The sequence below is a fragment of the Cloacibacterium normanense genome (assembly GCF_003860565.1).
Taxonomy (GTDB): domain Bacteria; phylum Bacteroidota; class Bacteroidia; order Flavobacteriales; family Weeksellaceae; genus Cloacibacterium; species Cloacibacterium normanense.
Genome location: NZ_CP034157.1, coordinates 581,604 through 607,697, shown reverse-complemented (window position 1 = coordinate 607,697; position 26,094 = coordinate 581,604). Strand labels below are relative to the sequence as shown.

22 protein-coding genes are annotated in these 26,094 nt (G+C 33.5%); 7 read left to right on the top strand and 15 right to left on the bottom strand.

Going from position 1 to position 26,094, the window contains the following annotated elements; genetic code table 11:
• Positions 1–86: 86 nt before the first annotated feature.
• The gene (locus EB819_RS02910; protein WP_069797298.1) at positions 87–1,259 is read right to left on the bottom strand and encodes a proline dehydrogenase family protein; all 1,173 of its coding nucleotides are present in this window, start codon (positions 1,257–1,259) and stop codon (positions 87–89) included.
• A 183-nt stretch (positions 1,260–1,442) separates the two neighbouring features.
• Here EB819_RS02910 and aroB point away from each other — a divergent pair, with 183 nt between their 5' ends.
• From aroB to EB819_RS02895, 3 genes are all read left to right on the top strand, one after another.
• Positions 1,443–2,486 (top strand): 3-dehydroquinate synthase, encoded by a 1,044-nt coding sequence (gene aroB, locus EB819_RS02905; RefSeq protein WP_069797349.1) that lies wholly within the window; start codon positions 1,443–1,445, stop codon positions 2,484–2,486.
• A 321-nt stretch (positions 2,487–2,807) separates the two neighbouring features.
• Positions 2,808–3,404 carry a porin family protein gene (locus EB819_RS02900; RefSeq protein WP_069797300.1) on the top strand — a complete coding sequence of 199 codons (597 nt, stop codon included), beginning with the start codon at positions 2,808–2,810 and terminating at the stop codon, positions 3,402–3,404.
• A gap of 158 nt (positions 3,405–3,562) precedes the next feature.
• Positions 3,563–4,174, top strand: coding sequence for a porin family protein (locus EB819_RS02895; RefSeq protein WP_069797302.1), 612 nt, complete (start codon positions 3,563–3,565; stop codon positions 4,172–4,174).
• 86 nt (positions 4,175–4,260) lie between these two features.
• Here the strand turns inward: EB819_RS02895 and purF are convergent, their stop codons facing one another.
• The 6 genes from purF to EB819_RS02865 all read right to left on the bottom strand — a co-directional run bounded on the left by purF (position 4,261) and on the right by EB819_RS02865 (position 13,173).
• Positions 4,261–5,766, bottom strand: a complete 1,506-nt coding sequence (purF, locus tag EB819_RS02890; protein ID WP_069797304.1) for an amidophosphoribosyltransferase — start codon at positions 5,764–5,766, stop codon at positions 4,261–4,263.
• Complete coding sequence (locus EB819_RS02885; protein WP_069797306.1) at positions 5,766–6,113, bottom strand: four helix bundle protein; 348 nt, start codon at positions 6,111–6,113, stop codon at positions 5,766–5,768. Before EB819_RS02885 ends, purF begins: the two co-directional genes overlap by 1 nt.
• 71 nt (positions 6,114–6,184) lie before the next feature.
• Positions 6,185–6,904 (bottom strand): phosphoribosylaminoimidazolesuccinocarboxamide synthase, encoded by a 720-nt coding sequence (gene purC / locus EB819_RS02880; RefSeq protein WP_069797351.1) that lies wholly within the window; start codon positions 6,902–6,904, stop codon positions 6,185–6,187.
• 132 nt (positions 6,905–7,036) lie between these two features.
• A complete protein-coding gene (locus EB819_RS02875) occupies positions 7,037–10,732 on the bottom strand; it encodes a phosphoribosylformylglycinamidine synthase (RefSeq protein ID WP_069797309.1) in 3,696 nt (1,231 codons plus the stop codon).
• A gap of 70 nt (positions 10,733–10,802) precedes the next feature.
• Positions 10,803–12,230: an adenylosuccinate lyase gene (gene purB, locus EB819_RS02870; protein WP_069797353.1), complete on the bottom strand. Its 1,428-nt coding sequence runs from the start codon at positions 12,228–12,230 to the stop codon at positions 10,803–10,805.
• A 136-nt stretch (positions 12,231–12,366) separates the two neighbouring features.
• On the bottom strand, positions 12,367–13,173 hold the full coding sequence (locus EB819_RS02865; protein WP_069797311.1) for an SDR family oxidoreductase: 807 nt from the start codon (positions 13,171–13,173) through the stop codon (positions 12,367–12,369).
• A gap of 172 nt (positions 13,174–13,345) precedes the next feature.
• On the opposite strand from EB819_RS02865, the gene EB819_RS02860 reads away from it, so the two are divergent.
• Complete coding sequence (locus tag EB819_RS02860) at positions 13,346–14,707, top strand: aldehyde dehydrogenase (protein ID WP_069797313.1); 1,362 nt, start codon at positions 13,346–13,348, stop codon at positions 14,705–14,707.
• A gap of 44 nt (positions 14,708–14,751) precedes the next feature.
• On the opposite strand, the gene EB819_RS02855 is transcribed toward EB819_RS02860, so the two are convergent.
• Positions 14,752–15,288 (bottom strand): thioredoxin family protein, encoded by a 537-nt coding sequence (locus tag EB819_RS02855; protein ID WP_069797315.1) that lies wholly within the window; start codon positions 15,286–15,288, stop codon positions 14,752–14,754.
• A 59-nt stretch (positions 15,289–15,347) separates the two neighbouring features.
• Here EB819_RS02855 and EB819_RS02850 point away from each other — a divergent pair, with 59 nt between their 5' ends.
• The 3 genes from EB819_RS02850 (at position 15,348) to EB819_RS02840 (ending at position 17,837) form a co-directional block, all read left to right on the top strand.
• Positions 15,348–16,229, top strand: coding sequence for a lysophospholipid acyltransferase family protein (locus EB819_RS02850; protein WP_069797316.1), 882 nt, complete (start codon positions 15,348–15,350; stop codon positions 16,227–16,229).
• Positions 16,230–16,232: 3 nt separating this feature from the next.
• Complete coding sequence (locus EB819_RS02845) at positions 16,233–17,201, top strand: glycosyltransferase family 2 protein (protein ID WP_394337971.1); 969 nt, start codon at positions 16,233–16,235, stop codon at positions 17,199–17,201.
• Between the two features lie 81 nt (positions 17,202–17,282).
• The gene (locus tag EB819_RS02840; protein ID WP_069797318.1) at positions 17,283–17,837 is read left to right on the top strand and encodes a 3'-5' exonuclease; all 555 of its coding nucleotides are present in this window, start codon (positions 17,283–17,285) and stop codon (positions 17,835–17,837) included.
• Between the two features lie 63 nt (positions 17,838–17,900).
• Here the strand turns inward: EB819_RS02840 and apaG are convergent, their stop codons facing one another.
• The 7 genes from apaG to EB819_RS02805 all read right to left on the bottom strand — a co-directional run bounded on the left by apaG (position 17,901) and on the right by EB819_RS02805 (position 26,091).
• Positions 17,901–18,287 carry a Co2+/Mg2+ efflux facilitator ApaG/CorD gene (gene apaG, locus EB819_RS02835; RefSeq protein WP_069797320.1) on the bottom strand — a complete coding sequence of 129 codons (387 nt, stop codon included), beginning with the start codon at positions 18,285–18,287 and terminating at the stop codon, positions 17,901–17,903.
• 108 nt (positions 18,288–18,395) lie between these two features.
• On the bottom strand, positions 18,396–19,622 hold the full coding sequence (odhB, locus tag EB819_RS02830; RefSeq protein WP_069797322.1) for a 2-oxoglutarate dehydrogenase complex dihydrolipoyllysine-residue succinyltransferase: 1,227 nt from the start codon (positions 19,620–19,622) through the stop codon (positions 18,396–18,398).
• Positions 19,623–19,635: 13 nt separating this feature from the next.
• Positions 19,636–20,229 (bottom strand): hypothetical protein, encoded by a 594-nt coding sequence (locus tag EB819_RS02825; RefSeq protein ID WP_069797325.1) that lies wholly within the window; start codon positions 20,227–20,229, stop codon positions 19,636–19,638.
• A 3-nt stretch (positions 20,230–20,232) separates the two neighbouring features.
• Positions 20,233–23,034, bottom strand: coding sequence for a 2-oxoglutarate dehydrogenase E1 component (locus EB819_RS02820; protein WP_069797327.1), 2,802 nt, complete (start codon positions 23,032–23,034; stop codon positions 20,233–20,235).
• A gap of 180 nt (positions 23,035–23,214) precedes the next feature.
• Positions 23,215–24,252 (bottom strand): SRPBCC family protein, encoded by a 1,038-nt coding sequence (locus EB819_RS02815; protein WP_069797329.1) that lies wholly within the window; start codon positions 24,250–24,252, stop codon positions 23,215–23,217.
• Positions 24,253–24,326: 74 nt separating this feature from the next.
• Positions 24,327–24,731, bottom strand: a complete 405-nt coding sequence (locus EB819_RS02810) for a hypothetical protein (protein WP_069797331.1) — start codon at positions 24,729–24,731, stop codon at positions 24,327–24,329.
• Between the two features lie 88 nt (positions 24,732–24,819).
• Positions 24,820–26,091 carry a glucose-1-phosphate adenylyltransferase gene (locus EB819_RS02805; protein WP_069797333.1) on the bottom strand — a complete coding sequence of 424 codons (1,272 nt, stop codon included), beginning with the start codon at positions 26,089–26,091 and terminating at the stop codon, positions 24,820–24,822.
• Positions 26,092–26,094: the final 3 nt, after the last annotated feature.

Here is a 26,094-nt window from a genome sequence, read left to right as displayed (position 1 = left end):
AAATTCATAAAAAAAGCGGACTACTTTTCGACTACGCTTAAAGTGACATCCGCTTGTATTGATATTTTGAAAAATTTCTGAAAAAATTACTTTTCTTTTCTTCTTCTTTCTAACTCTTTTTGAATCAATGAAAGTTCACGACCTGTTTGTCCTGCCACAGAAGTGTTTTCTTGTGCTCTTCTGGTAAGATAAGGCACTACATCTTTTACCGGACCGTAAGGTAAATATTTACAAGCATTGTACTTGTTTTCGCCGAGCCAATACGTGATATTATCGCTCATTCCGTAGAGTTGCCCAAAATGTAATCTTTCGTCATCATGCGCTAAACCAAGCGTTTTCATTTTATCAATGGCTAATTCTGTAGACTTCTCGTTGTGTGTACCGAAAAATGCTGCTACTCTATCTAAATTTTCTAAAACAAAATCTACTGCTGCATTATAATTATTATCCGTCGCTTCTTTTGTTGGCTGAATTGGGTCTGGGTAATTTTTTTCGGCAGCACGTTCTCTTTCTTTTTCCATGTATGCACCACGAACAAATTTATACCCCAAGAAATAGTTTTTAGATTTTGCACGCTCTAAATCGTGAGCCAAATATTCTAATCTTCCAGTTCTGTACATTTGGATTGTATTCCAGATATAGGCTTTCTCTTTGTTGTATTTCTCCATCATCTCGTTTACCAAATGGTCTACTGCATCTTGCATCCAAGACTCTTCTGCATCAATCATCAGAATTACCTTATTGTCATAAGCCATTTTGCAAACTTCTTCATAACGGTTTCTTACACGTTTCCATTCTTCTTTCTCGGAACTGGTTAATTCTTTTCCCGCTGAAACATCTGCATAAAGATCTAATCTACCAAAACCTGTTGGTTTAAAAACCACAAAAGGAATAGCGAGATTACCTATCGCAAATTTTATGTTTTCTTTAATTTCTTCGCAAGTTGTATCAAAAGCCGCTTCTTCTTCCTTTCCTTCGATGGCATAATCAAAAATGCTTCCTACATGATGCTTAAACATTTTATCTACCACTTTCATGCTTTGTTCGCGAGTTTCGCCACCACAGAATTGCTCAAAAAGGGTATTTTTCACCAAATCTGTTACAAAAGGAAAATTGTTTTTAATGGTGAAATTCAAAACGTTAATTCCCACATTCGTAAGGCTAGGATATTTAATAGCGGTAAACATCCACTTGGCTTTTTCTAGTTGCGCTGTTGACTTTTCAGCAAAAGCAATTTTAGTATCGTTGAAAATTGACATATATAATTATTTGACGTCCAAATTTAATGATTGTTATGCAATTACTAAAATATAAATTTCATGATTTTTACAGGTCTAATAATTATACATTTGTATACAATAATTTTGTTATACAAGACAAAAATCACGGCACACCAAAATTTTGGTGTGCTTTTTATTGTTATTTTTGCAAAAATTTTTTGCATGCTTTCTATTTTAGACTCAGAATTTTCGGCACTTAATACTTATATAAAAGATAAAAATCCAAGTCAGATTTTTATTTTGGTAGACGAAAACACTCATCAACATTGCCTTCCTACACTTTTAGGAAATCTAGATACAGATGTTCACTTTGAAATTATAGAAATAGAATCAGGAGAAGATGCTAAAAATATTTCTACGGTGGTACAACTTTGGGAGATTTTATCAGATTTTGAAGCGGATAGAAAATCATTACTTCTCAATTTAGGAGGTGGTGTGATTACCGATTTGGGCGGTTTCGTAGCTTCTACTTATAAGAGAGGAATTTCTTTCATCAATATTCCTACTACACTTCTAGCGATGTGTGATGCTTCTATTGGAGGAAAAACAGGAATAGATCATCAGTATCTCAAAAATATTGTAGGAACTTTTGCAGAAGCAGAGCATATTTTGGTTTATCCAGAATTTTTAAAAACATTGGACTTTGTAGAATTAAGAAGTGGTTTTGCGGAAATGCTGAAACATGGCTTAATTGCAGATGTTTCTCACTGGAACGATCTCATTACCATAGAAGAACTTACACCCGAAAATATTGCTCCGCATATCGAAAACTCTATGATGATTAAAGAAAATGTGGTGGTAAAAGATTACAAAGAAAAAAGTCTTAGAAAAATATTAAATTTTGGTCACACCATTGGTCACGCTGTAGAAAGCCTTTGCCTGAAAACACACCACGTAATTCCACATGGTGAAGCAGTAGCGCTCGGAATGATTATCGAAACGAAAATTTCGGAGTTAGAAAATCTTATTTCTCCAGAAAAAGCACAACACATTATTGAAAATATTCAAAAATACTATCCATATATTTCGATTTCTGCATTTAGCAATGAAGAGATTATCTCGTTGATGCTTAATGACAAAAAGAATGACCATGGAAAGATTAATTTCTCTATTCTAGAAGGTTTAGGCAAATGTAACTATGATTACAAAGTAAGTCAAGAGCATATAGAACAAGCATTAGAGTATTACAGAAACATCAATGCATAACATAACAAAACCCATTAACCAAAGGTTATTTGGCAACATATTTGAAAGTTTGGCTTTGGCCAAACTTTTTTTATGGAATTCTGTAAAAAACAATGAAAATTTTGTAAAATAAAATTTTAAAAAATGCTACAACTTTGCCTTAGAAATCTGAACAACTTTTCAGTTTTAATAAAGCTTACAAGAGTGGAGCAAAAATTTTGAAACAATTGTTTAAAATTTTATAACAAGAAGCTTTTAAAAAAATTGAAACTTTGCAAAGACAAAAACATAAAACTTAAAAATTAGAAATTAGAAATTAATAAGAACAAAAAATTTAAAATTATGAAAAAATTATTTTTAACCGCTGCAGTAGCAGTAAGCTCATTGACATTTGCACAGCAATTCGGAGCAAAAGCAGGTATGAACGTTTCAACTATTTCAGACGAAGGATTTGATGACACTAAATCAAAAGTAGGTTACTACGCAGGTGTATTTATGAACGTTCCAGTATCAGAATCATTCAGCATTCAACCAGAAGTTTTATATAACAATTTAGGTTCTAAAGTATCTTCTACCGTATTAGGAACTACTTATTCTTCTACCCTTAACTTAGATTATGTAGCAGTACCAGTAATGTTCCAATATAAAGCTACTCCACAGTTTTACTTAGAAGCAGGTCCAGAATTTGGATTTTTAGTTAATGCTAAACAAAAATTTGATGACGGTTCTTCTTCAACAGTAACAGAATTGGATAAAGAAGACTTCAATAGTTTCAACATGGGAGTTGGTTTAGGTTTAGGATTTGACATTTCTAAAAATGTAGGTCTAAACGCAAGATATGTAGCTGGTTTCAGCGATATCACTAAAGAATCAGGACCAGCAGCTGACGCGAAAAATAAAAACAACGCTTTTCAAGTTGGTTTAAATATAAAGTTCTAATAAAGAACACTTGATGAAAAAAAATAAAAGCCGAAGATTATTCTTCGGCTTTTTTAGTATTGTAAATCAACGAGTTAAAAATTCAGTTCAATTTTTGGCATGCTCTTTGGAAATATGAAAACATTAAACAATTATTTAATTAAGAAAAATAAAAGATTATGAAAAAAATATTTTTGGGATTAACCGTTTTAGCAAGTTCACTTTCTTTTGCTCAACAATTTGGAGTAAAAGCAGGTCTTAACTTATCAGACATTTCTAATACTTCTACCGCAGTAGACACGAAAATGAAAACTGGATTATATGCAGGTGTAACTGCTACTTTCCCGATTACAGAATCTTACAGCATTAAACCAGAATTGGTGTACAACCAAATGGGCGCAAAAACAGATTTATATGATTTTGGAGGAATTATAGGTCAAGTTTCTACAACTACTAAACTAGATTACCTTTCATTACCAATTATGTTACAGTATAATTTGCCAAGTAATTTATATTTAGAAGTTGGACCAGAATTCAGCTACATGCTTTCGGCAAACCAAAGTTTAAACACCATTATCACACCTTCTACCAACATTAACATGGATTATTTAAACCGATTTAATGTAGGAGCTGGAGTTGGCGCTGGACTTAAAATCAATGAAAATTTAGGCATCAATGCTCGTTATACATTCGGTTTAACAGGAATTGGAAAAGATGGAAACGTAACCGATTATTTCTTAAGCAATTCTAAGAATAATAACTTGCAAGTAGGTCTTGATTTCAACTTTTAGAACACTAACACTTTCATACATACAACCTATCTTTACCAAAAAAACTCGAGAAATTCTCGAGTTTTTTATTGCTTATATGTTTAAGATTAATCAAACAAATGCGTTTCTTTTGGCTTGCTTACTGGATATTTTTCTGTAAAACAACCGAAACAATGGTCAGAAGAACCTAAAATTACTTTTAAATTATCAATGCTCAAAAATTCTAAACTGTCTACTCCCAAATAATCTTTTAATTCTTCCACAGACATATTTGCGGCGATTAAATCATCTTTTTTCGGCGTATCAATTCCTAAGAAACATGGTGCAATAATAGGCGGAGAAACACTTCTGAAATGAATTTCTTTCGCTCCACTGTCTCTTAAAATTTTCACCAATCGTTTAGAAGTTGTTCCTCTTACAATAGAATCATCAATAATGACCACTGACTTGCCTTTGATTTCAGCAACTATAGGATTCAGTTTCAAATTCACTACTCTTTCTCTCAATTCCTGAGACGGAACAATGAAACTTCTTGCGATGTATCTATTTTTAATTAAAACTGGTCTAAATGGTATCCCAGAAGCTTTAGAATAGCCAATTGCAGCAGGAACTCCTGAATCTGGAACTCCAATCACAACATCTGCTTTTACAGGAGCTTGTTCCCAAATTTTTTCACCAGACTTTTCTCGGATTTCATGTACATTAATCCCTTCTAAAGTAGTATCAGGTCTTGCAAAATAAATATATTCAAAAGCACAGATTCTTCTTTCGCAATTTTCTTTAACCAAGAAACTCTGTAAACCTTCGTGATGCTCAGAAGTGTAAACAATTTCACCAGGAAGAATATCTCTTACATACTGCGCTCCAACTGCATCTAATGCACAAGTTTCAGAAGCACAAACGAAAGTTTTTTCATCTATCGCTCCTAAAACCAAAGGACGAATTCCGTGAAAATCTCTAAAGGCAAAAAATTTATTTCTAGTCATTCCTACAACGGAATAAGCGCCTTCTATTTTTTCCATGGTTGCTTTTATCGCACCACGCAATCCTAAATCCAGATTTTTCTGAATCAATCTCAATATCACCTCAGAATCTGAAGTTGCTTTAAAAACTACACCTTCCGCTTCTAATTCTGCTTTGAGTTCTTGCGCATTGGTCAAATTACCATTATGAGCAATCGACAAAATAATTTGGTCGTACTCATTTTTTGCAAAAAATGGCTGAAAATTATAGGTTTTTTTATCTCCAGCTGTGGTATAACGAGTATGACCAATCACTGCATTTCCCAATAATGCTTCTGGATTTGGAATGGTTTTAAAAACATCCAACACCAAACCTTCATCTTTTACCGTAATAATTTTACCTTGAGAAGAAACAGAAATACCGCAAGCTTCTTGTCCACGATGCTGCAAAGCAAACAACCCGAACTGCGAAAGCGAGAATGTATCTACTTCATTATCAGAATACAAGCCAAAAATACCGCATTCTTCTTCCATTTTATCAAATGGGTAATTGGTATTTGGTATTTGGTATTTGGTATTTTGAAAATCATTATAACGATTTTCAAAAGCATATTTGGATATAGTTGAATAATTTTGAAATTCTAATTTCATTACAACGTTTTTTGGAGATTATGATTCATTTTCATTATTGAATCTAATTCTTTAGAAATGGTCTCTAGTTCTTCTTCTGAAATGTATTCTAATTCTTTTGAAATAATTAATTGAGTTTCTACTTCAAAACAAGAACCAATTGAAATTTGTAAAAAATTCTTAAACTGAGCGTTTGAATTCCTACCCGCACCTTCAGCAATATTAGAAGGAATTGAAATTGCAGCTCTTCTTAATTGTTGAGTCAAAACAAACATTTCTTCCTTCGGAAATTTTCTGGTTAAATTATATATATTTTTAACAAGGGAAATTGATGAAATCCATACATTCAGTTTTTTATAATTGTGCATAAAATTTATTTTTTAAAACTTAATACTAAATACCAATTACTAGATACCAATTACTAAATACTAGATACCAATTACTTTCCTAGAGCTTTTTTCAATCTTTCATAGATTTCTACGTACGCTTCGGTTACTTCGCCCAAATCACGTCTGAATCTATCTTTATCGAGTTTTTTCATGGTATCTTTATCCCAAAGTCTGCAGGTATCTGGAGAAATCTCGTCCGCGAGAATAATTTTACCATCAGATGTTTTTCCTAATTCTATTTTAAAATCCACCAAAATAATATTCATCTTATCGAACAATTCTTTCAGTAACTCATTGATTTTGTTAGTTAAAGCATACATTTCGTCCAACTCTTCTTTAGTAGCAGCTCCCAAGAAAATGGCGTGATAATCATTAATCAAAGGATCTCCCAATTCGTCTTTTTTGTAACAAATGTCAAAAATAGTCACTGGAGATTTAATTCCTTCTTCTACTCCTAATCTTTGTGCCATGCTTCCCGCAGCGTAGTTTCTTACCACCATTTCTAGAGGAATAATACTCACTTTTCTTACCAACTGTTCTCTTTCATTCAATTGTTTGATGAAATGAGTTGGGATTCCTTTTTCTTGTAAATATTCAAAAATAAGTGTCGTAATAGCGTTGTTCATTTCGCCTTTCAAATCGAAACTTCCACGTTTTTGTGCATTAAACGCTGTGGCATCGTCTTTGAATTTTACGATTACTTCTTCTGGATTTTCTGTTGCGAAAACTTGTTTTGCTTTTCCTTCGTAAAGCATTTCACCTTTATTCATTTTATTGAGATTTTTATTATTTATCTTGTTTGTTGGAATAAATTCCAACCTTAAAAAATCGTTCGTCGCTCCGCGACTCTCCTTTAATATTATTTGAAAATCTGCGATTTTCAGACAAGTCTCGACTTGTCCTTACCTAAAATATTCTACTCCGTTTCTGAAAATATTATGATAATTTGCGGTAGGAATGTTTTTGAACAAACCATCTGCAAAACGTTCAGGATGTCCCATTCTTCCAAAAATCTTACCACTTTCGCTTGTAATTCCTTCAATTCCGAACAGTGATTGATTAGGGTTAAATGGCATTCCATGCGCTACATTTCCATCTGTGTCGATATATTGCGTAGCAATCTGACCTTTTTTGTATAAATCTAACAGCACTTCTTCCGAAGCCATGAATCTACCTTCACCGTGAGAAATCGGGATGGTATAAACCTCGCCTTTCATTCCCTTTAACCAAGGAGAATCATCATTGATGACTTTTACATCTACCATCTGAGAAATATGTCTTCCGATAGCATTGTGCGCTAAAGTTGGCGATGTTTCATCTAAATCTCTGATTTCACCGTAAGGAAGCAAACCAGATTTTACCAAAGCCTGAAAACCGTTGCAAATTCCCAAAATCATTCCGTCTCTGGAAAGCAATTCGTGAACTGCATTTTTCATTTTTTCATTCTTCAAAACATTCACAATAAATTTAGCCGAACCGTCTGGTTCATCACCTGCTGAAAAGCCTCCTGAAAACACTAGAATTTGCGACTGTTTAATTTTTTCTACCCAAGCCTCTATACTTTCATCAAGCAATTGATGAGTTAAATTTTTCAGTGGTAAACTCTCTACTAATGCACCTTCTTTTCTGAAAGCATTTTGTGTTTCGTACTCACAATTGGTTCCTGGGAAAATTGGAGCAAAAACTCTTGGTGTTCCAATTTTATGAGAAATAATATTGATTGATTTTTTCTCTGTTCCGTTTAGATTTTCATCTAAATTAATTTGAATTCTTTCCTTTTCTCTAGTTGGAAATAAATTTTCGAATGTTCCAAAATTTACTTCAAGTAGTTTTTTGATATTAAATTCTAAATCATTGATTTTGAGTATTTCTAAATTTTTAACCTCACCTATTAATTGAAGTAAACCACTGTCTAATTTTTCTGTAGATTCGATGATTAAACCTCCAATATTTTTTTCGAGTAAGAATTTTTCTTCAACTGAAATTTCTGCACCAAGAAGATTTCCAAAACTCATTTTGGCAACAGCAACTGCTATTCCACCATCTTTAATGGTTTTCACAGAAACGATTTTTTTGTCTTGAATTCCTTGGTAAATATAATCAAAAACTTCAACTAAAGTTTCATAATTAGGCAATCCATTTTCTTGAGTTTGATGATGAAAATGATAGATAAAATTTCCCGCTTTTTTGAACTCTGGAGAAATGGTGTTTAATTTTTTACCATCAGCACAAGCAAAGGAAATTAAGGTTGGCGGAACATTGATATCTTGGTACGTTCCACTCATAGAATCCTTGCCTCCAATTGCCGCTAAACCAAGGTTCATTTGTGCATCATAAGCTCCCAAAAGTGAAGCGAGAGGTTTCCCCCATTTTTCTGAATTATTGCCTAATTTTTCAAAATATTCTTGAAAACTCAATCTAATATTTCTAAAATTACCGCCCATTGCTACGATTTTAGCCACAGATTCTACCACTGCTAAACTTGCCCCAATCATAGAATTTTGCTTGGAAATTTCTGCATCAAAACCCCAACTTGCCAAAGAGACTGTTTCTACATTTTCCGCATTGAGAATCGGTAAAGTTTGTACACAACCTTCAGCTTCGGTAGTTTGATATTTTCCTCCAAAAGGAAGCGTAACTGTAGTTGCTCCCACCGTAGAATCGAACATTTCGACTAATCCTTTTTGAGAAGCGGTATTTTTTTCTGCTAAAATTTTGTAGAAATTCTCTTCATTAAACTCAATAGAATTTGAGTTAATTCCCTGTAAATGGGCAATCCTTGCCTTTTGATATTTGCTACAACCACTTGTATCGAGAAATGCTCTGCTTAAATCCACAATTTTTTGTCCGTTCCAGAACATTTGCATTCTTCCAGAATCGGTAACTTTTGCTACTTCAACGGCTTTTATATTTTCTGCTTCACAGAATCTGATAAATTTTTCTTTTTCGTGAGCTTCAATCACTACCGCCATTCTTTCTTGAGATTCCGAAATAGCGAGTTCCGTTCCATTTAACCCTTCATATTTCAAAGGTAAAACATCGAGGTTAATTTCCAGTGAATCAGCAATTTCGCCAATCGCAACGGAAACTCCACCCGCTCCAAAATCATTTGATTTTTTAATCAACTTCGTTACTTCTGGATTTCTGAACAATCTTTGAATTTTACGTTCTTCCACCGCATTTCCTTTCTGCACCTCAGAACTCATGGTATGAATTGAAGTTTCGTCTTGCTCTTTAGAACTTCCCGTTGCACCGCCAACTCCATCTCTTCCTGTTGCTCCACCCAAAACAATTACCACATCGCCAACTGCTGGCTTTTCTCTTCTCACCCAATCTTTTGGAACAGCACCCGTAACGAAACCAACTTCCATTCTCTTCGCTTTATAACCTTCGTCATAAATTTCAGAAACGTGAGTTGTAGCCAAACCAATTTGGTTTCCATAAGAAGAATAACCATTTGCCGCTTGTTTAGAAATGGTTCTTTGTGGTAATTTACCAGGTAAAGTTTCAGAAATTGGCTCTAAAACATCTGCAGCACCAGTTAAACGCATCGCTTGGAACACAAAAGCTCTTCCAGACAAAGGATCGCGAATTGCACCACCAAGACAAGTAGAAGCGCCACCAAAAGGTTCAATTTCTGTCGGGTGATTGTGCGTTTCGTTTTTGAAAAGTAAATACCAAGGTTCTTTTTTGCCGTCAAATTCAGCTTCAATTTCTATCGTGCAAGCGTTGATTTCATCAGAAATCACCAAATTTTCTAATTTTCCTGTTTTATGGAAATATCTTGCGCAAACTGTAGCCAAATCCATAAAAGAAATAGGCTTAGCTTCTCTGCCCAAGAATTTTCTTTTTTCTAAATAATCATTAAAAATATTTCCTAAAGTCTCCTTGAACTTTCCTTCAAACTGAATATCAGTAAGTTCCGTTTCAAAAGTTGTATGACGACAATGGTCGCTCCAATACGTATCGAGAACTTTCAGTTCGGTTTCGGTAGGATTTCTGTTTTCTGATTTAAAATAGTCTTGAATGAACTGTAAATCATCAAAACCAAAGGCGAAACCGTGATTATTGTAGAACTCTTGAAGTTGTTGAGTTGTTAAATCATTAAAATCATCGTAAATTTTAATTTTATCTGGAGTTTCTTCCGCAGGAATTTCTAAAATTTCAAGATTTTTTTCTTGAGATTCAACTTTATTGATAAGCAAATTTTTGATTTTAAACAAATCAGCCTCATTGATTCCTTGTAATTCAATCAGTTTACCACTTCTCACGGTAGACTTCTCATTTCCAGTAAGTAATGCGATGCATTGCTGTGCAGAATCTGCTCTTTGATCATATTGACCAGGAAGAAATTCTGTTGCAAAATAAATGGTTTTTGCAGGATTTTCATGATGCAAAATATCCACCACTGGATCGACAAAAGTATTATTGACTACTTTTTCAAATTCCAATTCGTCTAAGCCAAAAATATCATAGATATTAAAGACTTTCACGGATTGAATGTTTGGCAAAATAGATTTAATTTCATTTAAAACTTTAGGACTTTCTACATCGAAAATTCCTCTTTTTTCTACGAAAATTCTTTTTTTATGAGACATCAGATGTCAGATTTAAATATTAGATTTATTACTTTTCAAACAAAAAGTGCAGCGACAACGCTGCACAAATTTATACTTTTAGTTCTGATTCTAAGCCAATTAAGTCGGCGTATTTTTCCAAAACAGGTTGAATTTCTTGCTGAACAAATTCCTCGGTTTGGATAGGTGCGAAGCCGATGAAATTTTTAGGGTCTAGAACCTCTTTCAATTTCGATTTGTCTAATTTCAGGGAATCATCATTCATGATCCTTTCTATTAAGTCGTTTTCTTTGCCTTCCATTTTTACCTTTTTCGAGGCTTCCATAGAATGAACGCGTATCACTTCGTGAATTTCCTGTCGGTCACCACCTGCTTTTACTTCCTCCATGATGATGTATTCTGTCGCCATAAACGGAAGTTCTTCCATAATATGTTTATGAATTCTGTTTTCGTACACTACGATTCCATTCATAATGTTATTCCAAATCAATAAAATAGCATCAACTGCTAAAAACGCTTGAGGAATCGTTAATCTTTTATTCGCAGAATCATCTAAAGTTCTTTCGAACCATTGAGTAGCGGCTACCATTGCAGATGAATTTTGCAATGACATCACATATTTTGCTAATGCAGAAATTCTTTCAGAACGCATCGGATTACGTTTGTAAGCCATCGCAGATGAACCGATTTGATTTTTCTCAAAAGGTTCTTCTATTTCTTTTAAATTCTGTAAAAGTCTTAAATCGTTGGTGAATTTATGGGCAGATTGTGCAATATTTGACAATAACGCCAAAACTTTTGCATCAATTTTTCTATCATAAGTTTGACCAGAAACTCCGAAAACTTTCTCAAAACCAAAACGTTTTGACAATTCTTTGTCCAAATGTTTCACTTTAGAATAATCTCCGTTAAAAAGCTCTAAAAAGCTTGCTGCAGTTCCTGTAGTTCCTTTTACGCCTCTAAATCTAAGCGTTTCAAGGAAAAATTCTAATTCCTCTAAATCCAGAAGTAAAGATTGCAACCAAAGTGTGGCACGTTTCCCAACCGTAGTTAACTGTGCTGGTTGAAAGTGTGTGAAACCAAGCGTTGGTAAATCTTTATATTGAAGTGCAAAATCAGAAAGATTTTTGATGACGTTTACCAATTGTTTTCTGATAATTTGCAGTCCATCTCTAATTTGAATAAGGTCTGTATTATCTCCTACAAATGCCGAAGTTGCACCTAAATGAATGATTGGTTTAGCTAATGGAGCAACATCTCCGTAAGTATGAACATGCGCCATCACATCATGACGAAACTTCTTTTCGTAGTGTGCTGCTTTTTCGAAATCTATGTTTTCTGAATGTTCTTTGAGCTGAGCAATTTGCTCATCGGTAATGTCTAAACCGAGGTCTTTTTCTATTTCTGCGAGCGCAATCCACAGTTTTCTCCAAGTTTTAAATTTCTGATTAGGTGAGAAATTGAAGAGCATTTCTTCACTAGAATAGCGCTCTTCTAATGGATTTTTGTAAGAATTCATCGAAGGTCTTTTTTTACTTTTTTTAGATGCCCAAAAATACAATAATAATGCTTTTGGCACCAATTTATTTAAAGAAAATTAACATTTAATTAACTTTTAACAAAAAAACGCAGGAAATTTTTCCTGCGTTTCATATTTATTTTCTACCCGTAAAATCCTTCATGGTATCATAAATTCCAAAGACATTTTTCATCACCCAATCGAAGGCTGGAATCGGTAAAATTCCTTGTGAAAAACGGATAAACCAATAAGGAAGTGGCATTGCCAATATCTTAGTTCCTTTTTCTATAGCTTTGATAATTCTTTCTGAAGTTGGTTCTGGTTCTAGAATCGGAAGTAATTTAGATTTCACTCCGTCAAACATTCCTGTGTTGATGTAAAAAGGCATAATTGTAGTAACAGAAATATTCTTGCCTAGTTGTTGCATTTCTAATCGTAAAGAATCACTCCAACCGTTTACTGCCCATTTCGAAGCTGCGTAAACAGACATTTTAGGATTAGAAATCAATCCTGCTGAAGATGCGATATTACAAATGGCTCCAGAGTTTTCTTTCATCATTTCTGGTAAAAATTCTAGTGCAATGTGCATTAAAGCATTCGTATTAATTAATAGAGATTTCTGAATTTGTTCGTGGGTGTGTTCATGGAAATATTTCCCTACTACAATTCCAGCATTGTTAATGAGAATATCAACTTTTCCCACTTCTGTTCTTACTCTTTGTGCAGCGATTTTGATTTCATCTAAGTTAGAAACATCTACTTTATACGTAGAAATTTCTTTCCCAAATTTTGCAAATTCTTCTTTGGTTTTGGCTAAACCTTCTTCATTAATATCCCAAATAATCAAATTAGAGGCTCCTCTTTCCAAAGATTTTCTTGCCATGATTTTACCAATTCCAGAGCAACCACCCGTAATCAGTACTTTTTTATTTTTAAAATCCATATCAATTAATTTTTCTTTTATTCAAAGGGATAAGATACTTCAGAAAAGCATTCGTTTTCTTTAAAATTCTAAAAACTATTATCTCTCACATAAAGTCTTTTGAAAACCGAGAAAATATTGCATCAAAAATCTACAGTTTATTTTATCTTTGTGAAAATCAATGTCTAAAATAATGAATTACGCTGATATTTTACAACAACAGAAAACTTTTTTTAACAGTCAAGCTACCAAAGATTTAGATTTCAGAAAAGCACAATTGCAAAAACTGAAAAAAGTAGTAAAAAGCAATGAAAAATTACTGTATGATGCCATTTATCAAGATTTCGGCAAGTCTGAATTTGAAACTTTCGGAACCGAAATTTCTTTTATTTATAAAGACATCGACTATTACTTAAAAAATTTAAAATCTTTTGCCAAGCCCAAAAATGTTCTTACCAATATTGTGAACCAATTGGGAAGCAGCAAAATCGTGTTTGAACCGCTTGGAAACTGTTTAGTTATCGGTGCATGGAATTATCCTTATCAATTGACTTTAACACCAGTTATTGCAGCAATTGCTGCTGGAAACACTTGTATGATTAAACCCAGCGAACTTCCTGAAAACACGATGAAAGCCATGGCAAAACTCATCAATGAAAATTTTGATGCTCAATTTTTATATGTGGTAGAAGGTAGTGTAGAAGAAACCACAGCGATTTTAAAACTAAGATTTGACAAAATATTTTTCACGGGAAGTCCGCGAGTTGGAAAAATCGTTTACAAAGCTGCTGCAGAACATTTAACGCCAGTAACTTTAGAATTGGGCGGAAAATCTCCAGCTTTTGTGACCGAAAAAGCTGATTTAAACATTGCAGCAAGAAGAATTGTTTGGGGAAAATTCATCAATGCGGGACAAACTTGCGTAGCGCCTGATTATCTGTATGTTGCAGAAAATATTAAAGCAAAATTTTTAAAAGTTCTGATCGAAGAAATCAAAAAAAGAAACTATACTGATAACGTAGACCATTATTGTAAAATCATCAACGAGAGGAATTTTGACCGATTAGAAAAGATGATTGACCGCGAAAAAGTGGTTTTCGGAGGCGAAACCATTCGTGAAAAAAGATACATCTCTCCTACTGTTTTAGACCACGTAACTTGGGATGATGCAGTAATGCAAGAAGAAATTTTCGGACCGATTTTACCGATTTTGACGTATAAAAATCTAGAAACTGCCATGCAAACCGTAGTGGAAGGTGAAAAACCGCTTTCCGCTTATTTATTCAGCAATGATGCTAAAGAACAAGAACTTTTCACCGAGAAATTGAGTTTTGGAGGCGGCTGCATCAATGATACTTTGATGCATTTGAGCAATGACAGACTTCCTTTTGGAGGTGTAGGAAATTCTGGAATCGGGCATTATCATGGAAAATTTGGGTTTATTGCATTTTCTCACCAAAAAGCAATCCTCAAAAAATCTAATTATTTGGAGCCAGAATTGAAATACCCTCCTTATTCTGATGCTAAACTCAATATTTTGAAAAAGTTATTGTAAGAATTTACAAATAAAAAGAGTTGAAAAATTTCAACTCTTTTTTATTATTTTTTAGGTTTCCAAGCTTCGAAGAATGCTTTTACTTTGTCTAAGCTGTAGCTTTTTCCTTCTTCCAAAACCGCAGAATCTTGCGTGTGAATCATTTTACCCGTTTTATCCAAAACAATAAAAACAGGATAGCCATATTTCTCACCTGGATTTCCGTATTGTGCAAAAATCTTCTCGTTTTTATTTTTCGGAGAATAATTGAGGTGATAATAAATGTAGTTTTCGTCTACCAGATTCTTTAATTCTGGGGTAGTTTGCACGAAATTATTAAATCTCAAACACCAAATACACCAGTTTCCTCCTGCTTGTAGCATGATGTTTTTATTCTCTTTTTTGGCTTTTTTTACCAATTCTGCAATTTTAGCTTCTGCATTTTCGGTTTCGTTGTAAGGTTTTGGCAACGCAGCTTTTTCTTCTTCCGCTTTCTTTTTAGCTTCAATTTTTGCAGCTTCTGCTTCAGCAGTAGTTTGTGCCAAAGAAAATGCCGGCAAAAGCAATCCTACAAAAGCTAAATTCATCACAATTCTTTTCATATCTTACATTTTTATACAATTACGTTTAATGATTTTGTAAATTTGCAAATTAATTTTGAATTGTGAACCAAATATTATTCCAAATAGTTTTACTTTTTTCTAAACTACCTTTAAAAATCTTATATGTTTTGTCAGATTTTATATTCTTTATCCTATATTACATTGCAGGATACAGAAAAAAAGTAGTCTTTGAAAATATAAAAAATTCTTTCCCAGAAAAATCTGACGAAGAAATAAAGAAAATCTCGAAAAAATTCTATCATAATTTTTCAGATTATATTGTAGAAACCCTCAAAGCTTTTACAATTTCTGATGAATCTTTACACCAAAGAGTTCAACATATAAACTTAGAAGTTTTTTCTGAATCTCAAAAAAAACAAAAAAATGTGATGATGCTTTCTGGTCATGTTTTCAATTGGGAATGGTTTAATTCTTTGGCAACAATTATTCCTCAAGAAAAATGCTTCCCTATTTACAGAAAAATGCAAAATCCTTTTTGGGAAGAAAAAATTAGAAAAATTAGAAGCAGATATGGTAATGAAGCTCTAGAAGCGGATGATGTAATGAAACATATTCTTAGAAATCCTAACGACGGAAATTCTGCCTACATGTTTGTAGCAGACCAAACGCCACATATTTCTATGGTAAATTTCGGATTGAAATTTCTAAATCAAAAAACACCTGCTTTTATCGGCTACGACAGACTTTCTAGCAGAATGAATGTAACTTTTGTCTATTGCGAAATGGAAAAAGTAAAAAGAGGACATTACAAGGTTACTTATCACGAAATTTTACCAGACAACGATAAATTTGAACCATACGAAGTGGTGAAAAAATTTCATAAAAATTTAGAAAAAACCATCAATAAAAATCCTGATAACTGGCTTTGGAGCCACAAAAGATGGAAGTACAAAGATGCTATAAAACATTATGACGAATAAATGATGATGCCAACCTTAGCAATTGCAATACTCAACTGGAACGGAAAAAAATGGTTAGAAAAATTCTTACCCAATGTGTTAGAATATTCTGACGAAGCTACGGTTTATGTAATAGACAACGCTTCTACAGATGATTCCGTTGCTTTTGTAGAAAAATATTTCCCAACGGTAAAAATCATCATCAATGCTAAAAACTCTGGTTTTGCAGGTGGTTACAACGAAGGTTTACAACATATAAATGAAGAAATCTATTGTTTGCTAAATTCTGATGTAGAAGTGACCGAAAATTGGATTACACCCATTCTAGAACTTTTTGAGAAAAATCCTGATATTGCTGCTATTCAACCTAAAATTAGGGCTTTTAAAAATTCTAAATATTTTGAATTTGCAGGTGCAGCTGGTGGAATGATTGATCATCTTGGTTATCCGTATTGTAGAGGAAGAGTTTTCGAAACGATAGAAGAAGATTTGGGACAATATGATGATGAAACAGAAATTTTTTGGGCAACTGGTTGTGCATTATTCATCAGAAGAGAGGATTTCTGGAAGATGAAAGGTTTTGACGAAAGATTTTTTGCCCATCAAGAAGAAATAGACTTATGTTGGCGTCTCAAAAATGCGGGAAGAAAAATTTATTATTGCGGAAAATCTACCGTTTTTCATGTTGGTGGTGGAACACTTAACAAGCAATCTCCACAAAAAACGTTTCTTAATTTTAGAAACAATTTGACCATGCTTCTTAAAAATTTGCCTACTTCTAGTCTTTTTTGGATTATTCCATTAAGATTGGTTTTAGACGGAATTGCAGGAATTTATTTCGGAATGAAAGATGGATTTCCTCACTTAATTGCGGTACTTAAAGCACATTTTGGTTTTTATGGAATGTTTGCCGAAAGTCTAAAATTAAGAAGCAAACATCAAATTAAAGACTATTACCAAACTAAATGGTTGATTTTTAAGCATTTTTTATAATTGATGGTTGATGGATGATGGATGTTGGGTGGAAGATTATTTTATCATCAAATTATTTCTAGAATTTTAAACTATTAAAAAATGAATTTTGTTGCATTAGATTTCGAAACGGCTACTCACGAGAGAAACTCTGCGTGTGAATTGGGAATCTGCGTGGTAGAAAATTCTGAAATTGTAGAAACCAAAACTTGGCTCATTAAACCGCCGAGTTTCCCTTATTTCAATCCACACAACATCAATGTTCATGGGATTCATCCAAAAGATGTAGCTCACGCTCCTACTTTTGACGAAATTTGGTACGAAATAGAAGATTTGCTCTACGGAAATCTTATGATAGCTCACAATGCTTCTTTTGACGCAGGAGTTTTGCGCAGTTGCCTTGATTATTATGGTATTTTCAAGCCTAAAACAGAATATCTCTGCAGCATACAGATTGCCAAAAAATCTTGGAAAAATTTGACAAGCTATGGTTTAAAAAACCTCGCCAATTGTCATGATATACAATTTACGCATCACAGAGCTGGAGCTGATGCAGAAGTTTGTGCGAAGCTTTCTTTATTGGCTTTTGAAAGACTTCTGATTACCGAAAATGATGAATTATCAGCGCTTTTTAGCAAAAATTTGAAAGTTTTATAATTTCTAAAATAAAAAAGTCAGAACAACAGCTCCGACTTCTTCACTTGAATTTTTATTTTAAAACTAATTGCAAAGGACTTCTGAAACCAAATTAAATTTAGGAATATCAGACTCAAAAGTTTCTAAAGTTTCTAAATTTTTAAAAATGTAGTTTCCCTGCATATTTCCTACTCCAGAGCGTAAAATTACATTAGAAAAGTAGCTGAAAGACTCTCCTGGTTGTAATTCTGGAGTCATACCGATTACGCCATCTCCCATTACTTCTGTAAAACCAAAACTTACATCATAAATCAGCCATCTTCTTTTCATGAGTTTTACTGCATCATTTCCTAGATTTTCTATGACGATATTGTATCTGAAAACAAAACGATTGTCTGCAGGAAAGGAATTTTTCACATCATATTCTGGGATTACAGAAACTTTGATGTTTTGAGTAATTGAAGAATACATTTTTAAAATTTTATGATGAAATAAAGATAACAAAAATCCCGCCGAAAAATCAGCGGGAGTTATTTATTTCATAAATACTTAAAATTTATGACTTTATTTTCTAAGAAATTAAAGTTCTAGCGCTTTTCTTTCGTCGCCACCCATTAGAATTTCTACTGGATTGTCTAGCGCTTCTTTTACCGCAACTAAGAAACCTACAGATTCTCTACCATCAATAATTCTGTGGTCATAAGAAACTGCTAAATACATCATTGGTCTGATTTCTACTTTGCCATTTATCGCAACTGGTCTTTCAATAATGTTGTGCATTCCTAAAATTGCAGATTGAGGTGGATTGATAATAGGTGTAGAAAGCATAGAACCGAAAACACCACCATTGGTAATGGTAAATGTACCGCCTGTCATTTCTTCGATGGTAATTTTACCGTCTCTTACTTTGGTTGCTAGTTCTTTAATGCTAGCTTCTACTCCTCTTAAAGTAAGGTTTTCTGCATTTCTTAATACAGGAACCATTAAACCTTTAGGACCAGAAACCGCGATAGAAATGTCACAGAATTCGTTGTTGATTTTATAATCTCCATCAATCATTGCGTTTACATCTGGATACATCTGTAAAGCTCTGGTTACCGCTTTTGTAAAGAAAGACATAAATCCAAGACCTACTCCGTGTTTTGCAGCGAATTCTTCTTTGTATTGTTTTCTGATTCTGAAAATTTCTGACATGTCAACTTCATTGAAAGTCGTTAACATTGCTGTTTCGTTTTTCACAGAAACCAATCTTGCCGCCAATTTTCTTCTTAAAACTGAAAGTTTAGTAGTGGTTTGAGCTCTGTTACCCGAAGAAACACCCATTGCTGGAACACCAGGAGTTGCATTAAGCGCATCTTCCTTGGTAATTCTTCCGTCTCTACCTGTTCCTGAAACTGCAGCAGCATCAATTCCTTTTTCGTCAAGAATTTTTTTAGCAGCTGGAGATGGCGAATTGGTAGCATAAGTAGCAGCTGGAGCAGCAGCAGGTTTTGGAGCCTCTACTTTTGGAGCTTCTTCAGCTTTTGGAACTTCTGCAACTGGTGCAGCTGCACCTTCTGGTTTAGCTCCGCTCATATCAATTAAACAAACGACTTGACCAACTTTTACTACTTCTCCTTCTTCCGCTTTTAGGCTGATAATCCCTGCTTGTTCTGCTGGAAGTTCTAGTGTAGCTTTATCTGAATCTACTTCAGCAATTGCTTGATCTTTTTCTACATAATCTCCGTCTTTTACCAACCAAGTTGCTATTTCTACTTCTGTGATTGATTCTCCTGGAGAAGGAACTTTCATTTCTAGTATTGACATTGTATGTATTTTTTTATTTTAAATCAGTGAGTATTTCTTCTGGAAGAAATTGTTTTAAGAGTTCTACTTGTTGTTTTTCGGCTACTGTAAATTTCCAATTTTTACCTTCATTAGAGTTGGCAACTGCCATTTTGTATGACATAACCTCAAATTGATTGTTTTTTTCGTTGAAAACTACATTTCCATCACCAAATTGTGATTTAAAAGCACCTAAATAAAGATTGATATTCTTTTGTTTTTCTTCGGCATCTTTTGCATTTACCACATCTGCTAATTCTACACTCATTTTTTGAGAGTAAAAAATTTTAGCATAAGATACATTTTGTATTTTCTGAGGATATTCTTCCACTTTTAAAATGGTAGGAACTTCCAATGAAAATTTCATGTTAGGATCATTAAACATCTTATCAAAAATAAGCACCATGGTTTCTTTTGGTACAAATTTCAAAAATCCTTCATGAGCATATTGGTCTAATGCTTTAGAAAAATCTTTTTTTACAATCAATTGATTATAATCTAAGAACTGATTTTCTATTACTTTTACATTTGATTGTGCAAAAGTAACGATGGACCAACTCAATAATAAGATGTAAATAATTTTTTTCATGATTTAGTCATTTACCGTGGTAATAGGTCTTACCAAATCTACATTTTCTTCTGCTACTCCGAAAACTCTATTGATAACTCCTTTTTGGTTTTTCTCAAATTTCTTATGAGTTCCTGGAGCTGGAGTTCCACTTGCAACAGGAGCGATCACTTGAATGTTTTCGTTACGGAAATTACGCAACATATACGTCCAAGCTCCCATATTTTCTGGCTCTTCTTGTGCCCAAACAAATTCTTTTCTGTTAGAATATTTATCGAAAATACCTTGAATAATTTCTGGATTCAATGGATATAATTGTTCAATTCTTACCAAAGCAACTTTGTCATCATTTAATTCTTCTTTCTTCGCCAATAATTCATAGTACAATTTACCAGAGCAGAACACTAATTTTTCTACTTTTTCTGGTTGAGCTGTAGCATCATCAATTACCGGTTGGAAACTTCCGTTTGCTAATTCTTCAACCGTAGAAATTACTCTTGGATGACGAAGCAATGATTTAGGCGTCATTACCACTAACGGTTTTCTGAACGGGAATTTTTGTTGGCGTCTTAACAAGTGGAAATAATTGGCAGGTGTAGTACAATTCACTACAATAATGTTTCCGTTTGCACATAAGTTGAGGAATCTTTCTAATCTTGCCGAAGAGTGTTCTGCACCTTGTCCTTCGAAACCGTGAGGTAAAAGCATTACCAAACCGTTCTGAATTTTCCATTTTTCTTCTGCTGCAACTAAATATTGGTCAATAACAATTTGAGCACCATTTACAAAATCTCCGAACTGCGCTTCCCAAATCGTCAAAGTATTAGGAGAGGCCATCGCATAACCGTAGTCAAAACCTAAAACACCGTATTCAGAAAGGTGAGAGTTGTAAATATCAAATTTGTTATCAGAAACTTGTTTTAATGGAACGTATTCTTCTTCATTATCTTCTGTTTTTACCACTGCATGTCTATGAGAGAAAGTACCTCTTTCTACGTCTTCCCCAGAAATTCTAATGGTGCTGCCTTCAGTAAGAAGTGTTCCGTAAGCTAATAATTCACCCATTGCCCAATCTAGAGCATTATTTTCTACCATTTTCACTCTGGCTTCGAATAATCTAGAAATTTTATTGATGAATTTTTTATCTGCTGGTAATGTAGAAATTTTAACGGCTAATTCTCTTAGCTTTTCTACATCATAAGTAGTATTATAATTTTCTAAAACTTGCTGAAGTTTTCCTAGTGAAGCATAATTTTTCCAGTCATCTTCCATGAAAATCGCCATGGTATTTCTTTCGATTTCCTTAGCTTCATCAAAGTTTTGGTCTAGTAAATTTTTAAATTCTTTTTCCATTTCAGACATTACAGCATCTGAAACCACTCCTTCTTCTACAAGTTTTTTCTTGTAAATTTCTCTTGGATTAGGGTGTTTAGAAATAGATTTATATAAACTAGGTTGGGTAAATCTTGGTTCATCTCCTTCATTATGACCATATTTTCTGTACCCTAATAAATCTATGTATACATCTTTACCAAACTGTGCTCTGTAATCTGCTGCAAATCTAATAGCGTGAACTACTGCTTCTACATCATCTGCATTTACATGCATTACTGGAGAATCAGTCACTTTAGCAATATCGGTACAGTAAATAGAAGAACGAGCATCTAAATAATTGGTGGTAAAACCAACTTGGTTATTCACTACAATGTGAACTGTACCACCCGTTTTGTAACCTTCTAGCGTCATCATTTGTGCTACTTCGTACACAATTCCTTGTCCTGCGATTGCAGCATCACCATGGATAACAATTGGCAAGACTTTTTTAGCATTTCCTTGGTAAGTGTGGTCTATTTTAGCTCTAGAAATTCCGCCAACCAAAGAAGCTACGGTTTCTAAGTGAGACGGATTAGGAACTAAGTTAATTCTTACTTCTTCACCAGCTGCTGTAGTTATTTTTTTAGATGAACCCAAGTGATATTTTACGTCACCAGAGAATACATCTTCTTCAAATTCTTTTCCTTCAAATTCTGAGAAAATCTGCTTGTAAGATTTTTGGAAAATATTGGTTAAAACATTTAATCTACCTCTGTGAGCCATCCCAAGAATTACCTCATCTACTCCATGAAGAGAAGAACGAGAAATTAATTGGTCAAGCGCAGGAATTAATGATTCCCCACCTTCTAGAGAGAAACGTTTTTGACCTACGAATTTCGTGTGCAAGTAGTTTTCGAAAGCTACTGCCTGATTTAGTTTATGTAAAATCTCTTTTTTCTCAGCTGCAGAAAGAGTTGGGTGATTTTCATTCACATTAATCCATTCTCTGATGAATTTTTTCTCTTCAACACTCTGAATGTGCATATATTCTACCCCGATAGAATCACAATAAACTTTTTCTAGATGATTGATGATATCTTGAAGTGTAGCTGCACCATTTAGTCCAGCTTCTTTAGCAGAATTAAATTTGGTCTGTAAATCTGCTGGAGATAAACCAAAATTCTCTATCGATAAATCTGGAGAATACGTTCTACGTTCACGTACTGGATTGGTCTTGGTAAACAAGTGACCACGTCTTTTGTAATCATTAATTAAATTGATTACCTTGAATTCTTTTTCAATGTTTTCTGGAATATTCCCAGTAGCGACTACATTAGAAGTTAATTGGGTAATAGAAACCTCATCATCACTATAATTTGCTAGTGCAAAATCAAAACCTTGGAAAAATGATTTCCACGAAGGTTCTATAGAATCTGGGTACTTTAAATATTGCTGATATAAATCTTCAATAAATTGAGAGTGTGCTGCATTTAGAAATGAAAATCTGTCCATTTTCCGCCTTTTTCTTTGTTAGAAGTATAGTTCAGGCAAAATTACTAAAAAAAAGCGAATTGAGGAACTTAAAAAGATGGTAAAAAGGTATAGCTTACATAATAAAAATCTATGCAATCTAAAAAATCGTTAAATAAAATTAAAATTTGTTAAAAAGTAGTTAAAAATGAGAATTTTGAACTATCTATAAACCGGCAAAGAAATTTTTATGGTCACTTCTTTTTTGGCATTCGGAGCTTCTATGAAAGTTTCTTGTAACTGACCATTTCTCATGCTGTCTTTTTGAGCTTTTTGCAGGAGTTGAGCAATCACTTTTATTCTATTTTCATATCTCCCTTTGTAATACATGTAATAGTTTTCCGAAGCATTCAAAGTGCGGAAATTGAAATTATTATCAGAAAGTCCTTCTCTTTTTTTCACGGGAACTCCATAGAAATAAGAAACCTCTTTGTCTTTATAACTTCCTGGCTCTGTAATTAAAACAGGAACTCCAAATTCATCTTCCTTTTTACCTAAATCTTTGGTTACCAAACTGATGACTTTATTGTGATTCAGTTCTATATTTTTAATTAAATCTCCTTTTTTATTCACACTCGAAACATTGATTCCCAAAAGCAATTGACCGTTTTGTTTTTCGACCATGAGTGTATCATATTTAATTTTAGAAAGTAAGATTTCTTTGTCTACTTTTCCACTCAAGAGTTGAGATAGATTTACCATAGATTGGTCTATATTTCCCGCTACAAAATCTTCTGAAAGCAGATTAAGCGAACGTTTCAAAAATGGCAATCTAGGCGTATGAACAAACCAAATGACTTTGGTTTTATTTCCTTGTGGAACAAATTTTACATTAATACTGTATGGATTAACGTTTTTCCCTTCGAACAATTGATATTTTAGCGTAGAAAAAGGATTCTCATAACGAATGAAAAAATCTCCATAATCAGATTCATTTTTCTTATTCTGATAATTCAAAGAAGAACCTTGTCCTTCATAAGGTGTATAATATGCGAAAGTGTAATCTTCTTTTGAAACAAAAAATTCATTCCATTGCGTGAAATTCTGCAAATTATTGAACTGAGGAAAAACCTTATCAATAGGATAATTAATTTCTTTTTCTATGGTAAAACTTTTGCTTTCTTCTACAAAAAGCATAGAAACGGCATACACCGAAAACAAAAAGATACTTATGTAAATTACAAATTTATACCAACGCATAATATAGGTTAAAAAATAATGAGTAATCAGCAAATTGTATCTTTTGCAGACTACTCATTACATATAATTATAGATTAATGTTCGTGCTCGTCTTCTGCTTTGCAAAGACCTACAATCGTGTGAAATGTATCATGAAGAGCCATAAAATCATTTTTAAGGGCTTCATCTGATGCTCCAGACTTAATTTTTTTATTGAAAGCTTTCGTTTCTTTTACTAATTTTTTCAAAGATTTCTTAATGGCATCTTTATTACCGAAATCTGCTGGAATTTCTGAGTTTTTGAAAGCAACTGCTTTGGTTTCCATTTCATCTATTCTGCTTTTAATCGGTGCAAAATTTCCTTCTTCCGCGGGATGAAATGTTTGACTCATCACTTTATGAAATTCAGTTTTTTCTTTCCATTCGCTGGTTTGCGCAGAAACAACTTGGCTCATAAAGAACACAGCCATTACGGTGAATAAAAATTTGATTTTTTTCATTTGTTTAATTTTTAGTTGAGCAAATTTAGAATTAAAAATCGGGCTTGCAAAAAAATTACAAGCCCGATTTCCTAAAAATAAAAAAACTCTATGGTATCACTGTTCCATCTTTTATGATGGCATCTTTTTTCACCACGATTATTCCGTCTTTTATAGAATGCGTTTTGAAATCTCCATCTGGTAAATGTTTGCTACCGATAATTCTTACGTTATTCCCAATATGACAATTTTTATCTAAAATAGCATTTTCTATGTAACAGTATTTACCTACGCCAATGTTTGGAATGCCTTTAGCATCATTTTCTGCCATGTCTTCAGTATTTTGATAGTAATCTGCTCCCATGATATAAGAACGAATGACGGTACTACCTTTTTCTATTCTGGTTCTGTTTCCAATGAGTGAATGCTCTATTTTGTCTGCCATGATAATACAACCGTCTGCAAAAATGGCTTTATTTACGAAAGAACCATTGATTTTAGAAGGTGGCAACATTCTAGGTCTTGTATAAATAGGTGAATTGCTAAACATATTGAATTTTGGCAATTCATTGGTTAAATCCATATTCGCTTCGAAGAAAGAACCGATGGTTCCTATATCTGTCCAGTAACCTTCGTACTGGTAACTTAGCGTATTATATCCGTTATTGATTGCATTTGGAATGAGGTCTTTGCCAAAGTCATCTCCTTTGTCTTCCTCAAACATTTTTCTCAAAACTTTTTTATTGAAGACATAAATTCCCATAGAAGCGAGGTAATCTCTACCTTGTTGTTTCATATCATCAGAAACTTCAGAAGTCCAATCTGGCAATAAATCTGCAGATGGTTTTTCTATGAAAGAAGTGATTTGGTTTTCGTCATTGGCTTTTAAAATTCCAAAACCAGTAGCATCTTTACTGTTTACAGGAATGGTAGCAATGGTGATGTCTCCGCCATTTTCAATATGGAAATCTATCATTTCTTTGAAATCCATCTGGTACAATTGGTCACCAGAAAGAATGAGAATATAATCATAATCATATTTGTCTAAATGACGCATAGATTGTCTTACTGCGTCTGCTGTTCCTTGATACCAATTTTCGTTATCTGTGCTTTGTTCAGCTGCTAAAATATCTACAAAACCTTTGCTAAAAATATCAAAGTGATAGGTGTTTTTGATATGAGAATTAAGCGATGCCGAATTAAACTGTGTGAGCACCAAAATTCTATTAAAGCCAGAATTAAGGCAATTAGAAATAGGAATGTCTACTAATCTGTATTTCCCTGCGATGGGAACTGCGGGCTTAGAACGCTTATCTGTAAGAGGAAATAATCTACTACCTCTACCTCCTCCTAATACAATAGATATAACACTTGGTTTCATATA

Coding starts and splice junctions, on each gene's coding strand:
- EB819_RS02910 (WP_069797298.1), bottom strand. CDS start 1,259: ATGTCAATTTTCAACGATACTAAAATTGCTTTTGCTGAAAAGTCAACA.
- aroB (WP_069797349.1), top strand. CDS start 1,443: ATGCTTTCTATTTTAGACTCAGAATTTTCGGCACTTAATACTTATATA.
- EB819_RS02900 (WP_069797300.1), top strand. CDS start 2,808: ATGAAAAAATTATTTTTAACCGCTGCAGTAGCAGTAAGCTCATTGACA.
- EB819_RS02895 (WP_069797302.1), top strand. CDS start 3,563: ATGAAAAAAATATTTTTGGGATTAACCGTTTTAGCAAGTTCACTTTCT.
- purF (WP_069797304.1), bottom strand. CDS start 5,766: ATGAAATTAGAATTTCAAAATTATTCAACTATATCCAAATATGCTTTT.
- EB819_RS02885 (WP_069797306.1), bottom strand. CDS start 6,113: ATGCACAATTATAAAAAACTGAATGTATGGATTTCATCAATTTCCCTT.
- purC (WP_069797351.1), bottom strand. CDS start 6,904: ATGAATAAAGGTGAAATGCTTTACGAAGGAAAAGCAAAACAAGTTTTC.
- EB819_RS02875 (WP_069797309.1), bottom strand. CDS start 10,732: ATGTCTCATAAAAAAAGAATTTTCGTAGAAAAAAGAGGAATTTTCGAT.
- purB (WP_069797353.1), bottom strand. CDS start 12,230: ATGAATTCTTACAAAAATCCATTAGAAGAGCGCTATTCTAGTGAAGAA.
- EB819_RS02865 (WP_069797311.1), bottom strand. CDS start 13,173: ATGGATTTTAAAAATAAAAAAGTACTGATTACGGGTGGTTGCTCTGGA.
- EB819_RS02860 (WP_069797313.1), top strand. CDS start 13,346: ATGAATTACGCTGATATTTTACAACAACAGAAAACTTTTTTTAACAGT.
- EB819_RS02855 (WP_069797315.1), bottom strand. CDS start 15,288: ATGAAAAGAATTGTGATGAATTTAGCTTTTGTAGGATTGCTTTTGCCG.
- EB819_RS02845 (WP_394337971.1), top strand. CDS start 16,233: ATGATGCCAACCTTAGCAATTGCAATACTCAACTGGAACGGAAAAAAA.
- EB819_RS02840 (WP_069797318.1), top strand. CDS start 17,283: ATGAATTTTGTTGCATTAGATTTCGAAACGGCTACTCACGAGAGAAAC.
- apaG (WP_069797320.1), bottom strand. CDS start 18,287: ATGTATTCTTCAATTACTCAAAACATCAAAGTTTCTGTAATCCCAGAA.
- odhB (WP_069797322.1), bottom strand. CDS start 19,622: ATGTCAATACTAGAAATGAAAGTTCCTTCTCCAGGAGAATCAATCACA.
- EB819_RS02825 (WP_069797325.1), bottom strand. CDS start 20,229: ATGAAAAAAATTATTTACATCTTATTATTGAGTTGGTCCATCGTTACT.
- EB819_RS02820 (WP_069797327.1), bottom strand. CDS start 23,034: ATGGACAGATTTTCATTTCTAAATGCAGCACACTCTCAATTTATTGAA.
- EB819_RS02815 (WP_069797329.1), bottom strand. CDS start 24,252: ATGCGTTGGTATAAATTTGTAATTTACATAAGTATCTTTTTGTTTTCG.
- EB819_RS02810 (WP_069797331.1), bottom strand. CDS start 24,731: ATGAAAAAAATCAAATTTTTATTCACCGTAATGGCTGTGTTCTTTATG.
- EB819_RS02805 (WP_069797333.1), bottom strand. CDS start 26,091: ATGAAACCAAGTGTTATATCTATTGTATTAGGAGGAGGTAGAGGTAGT.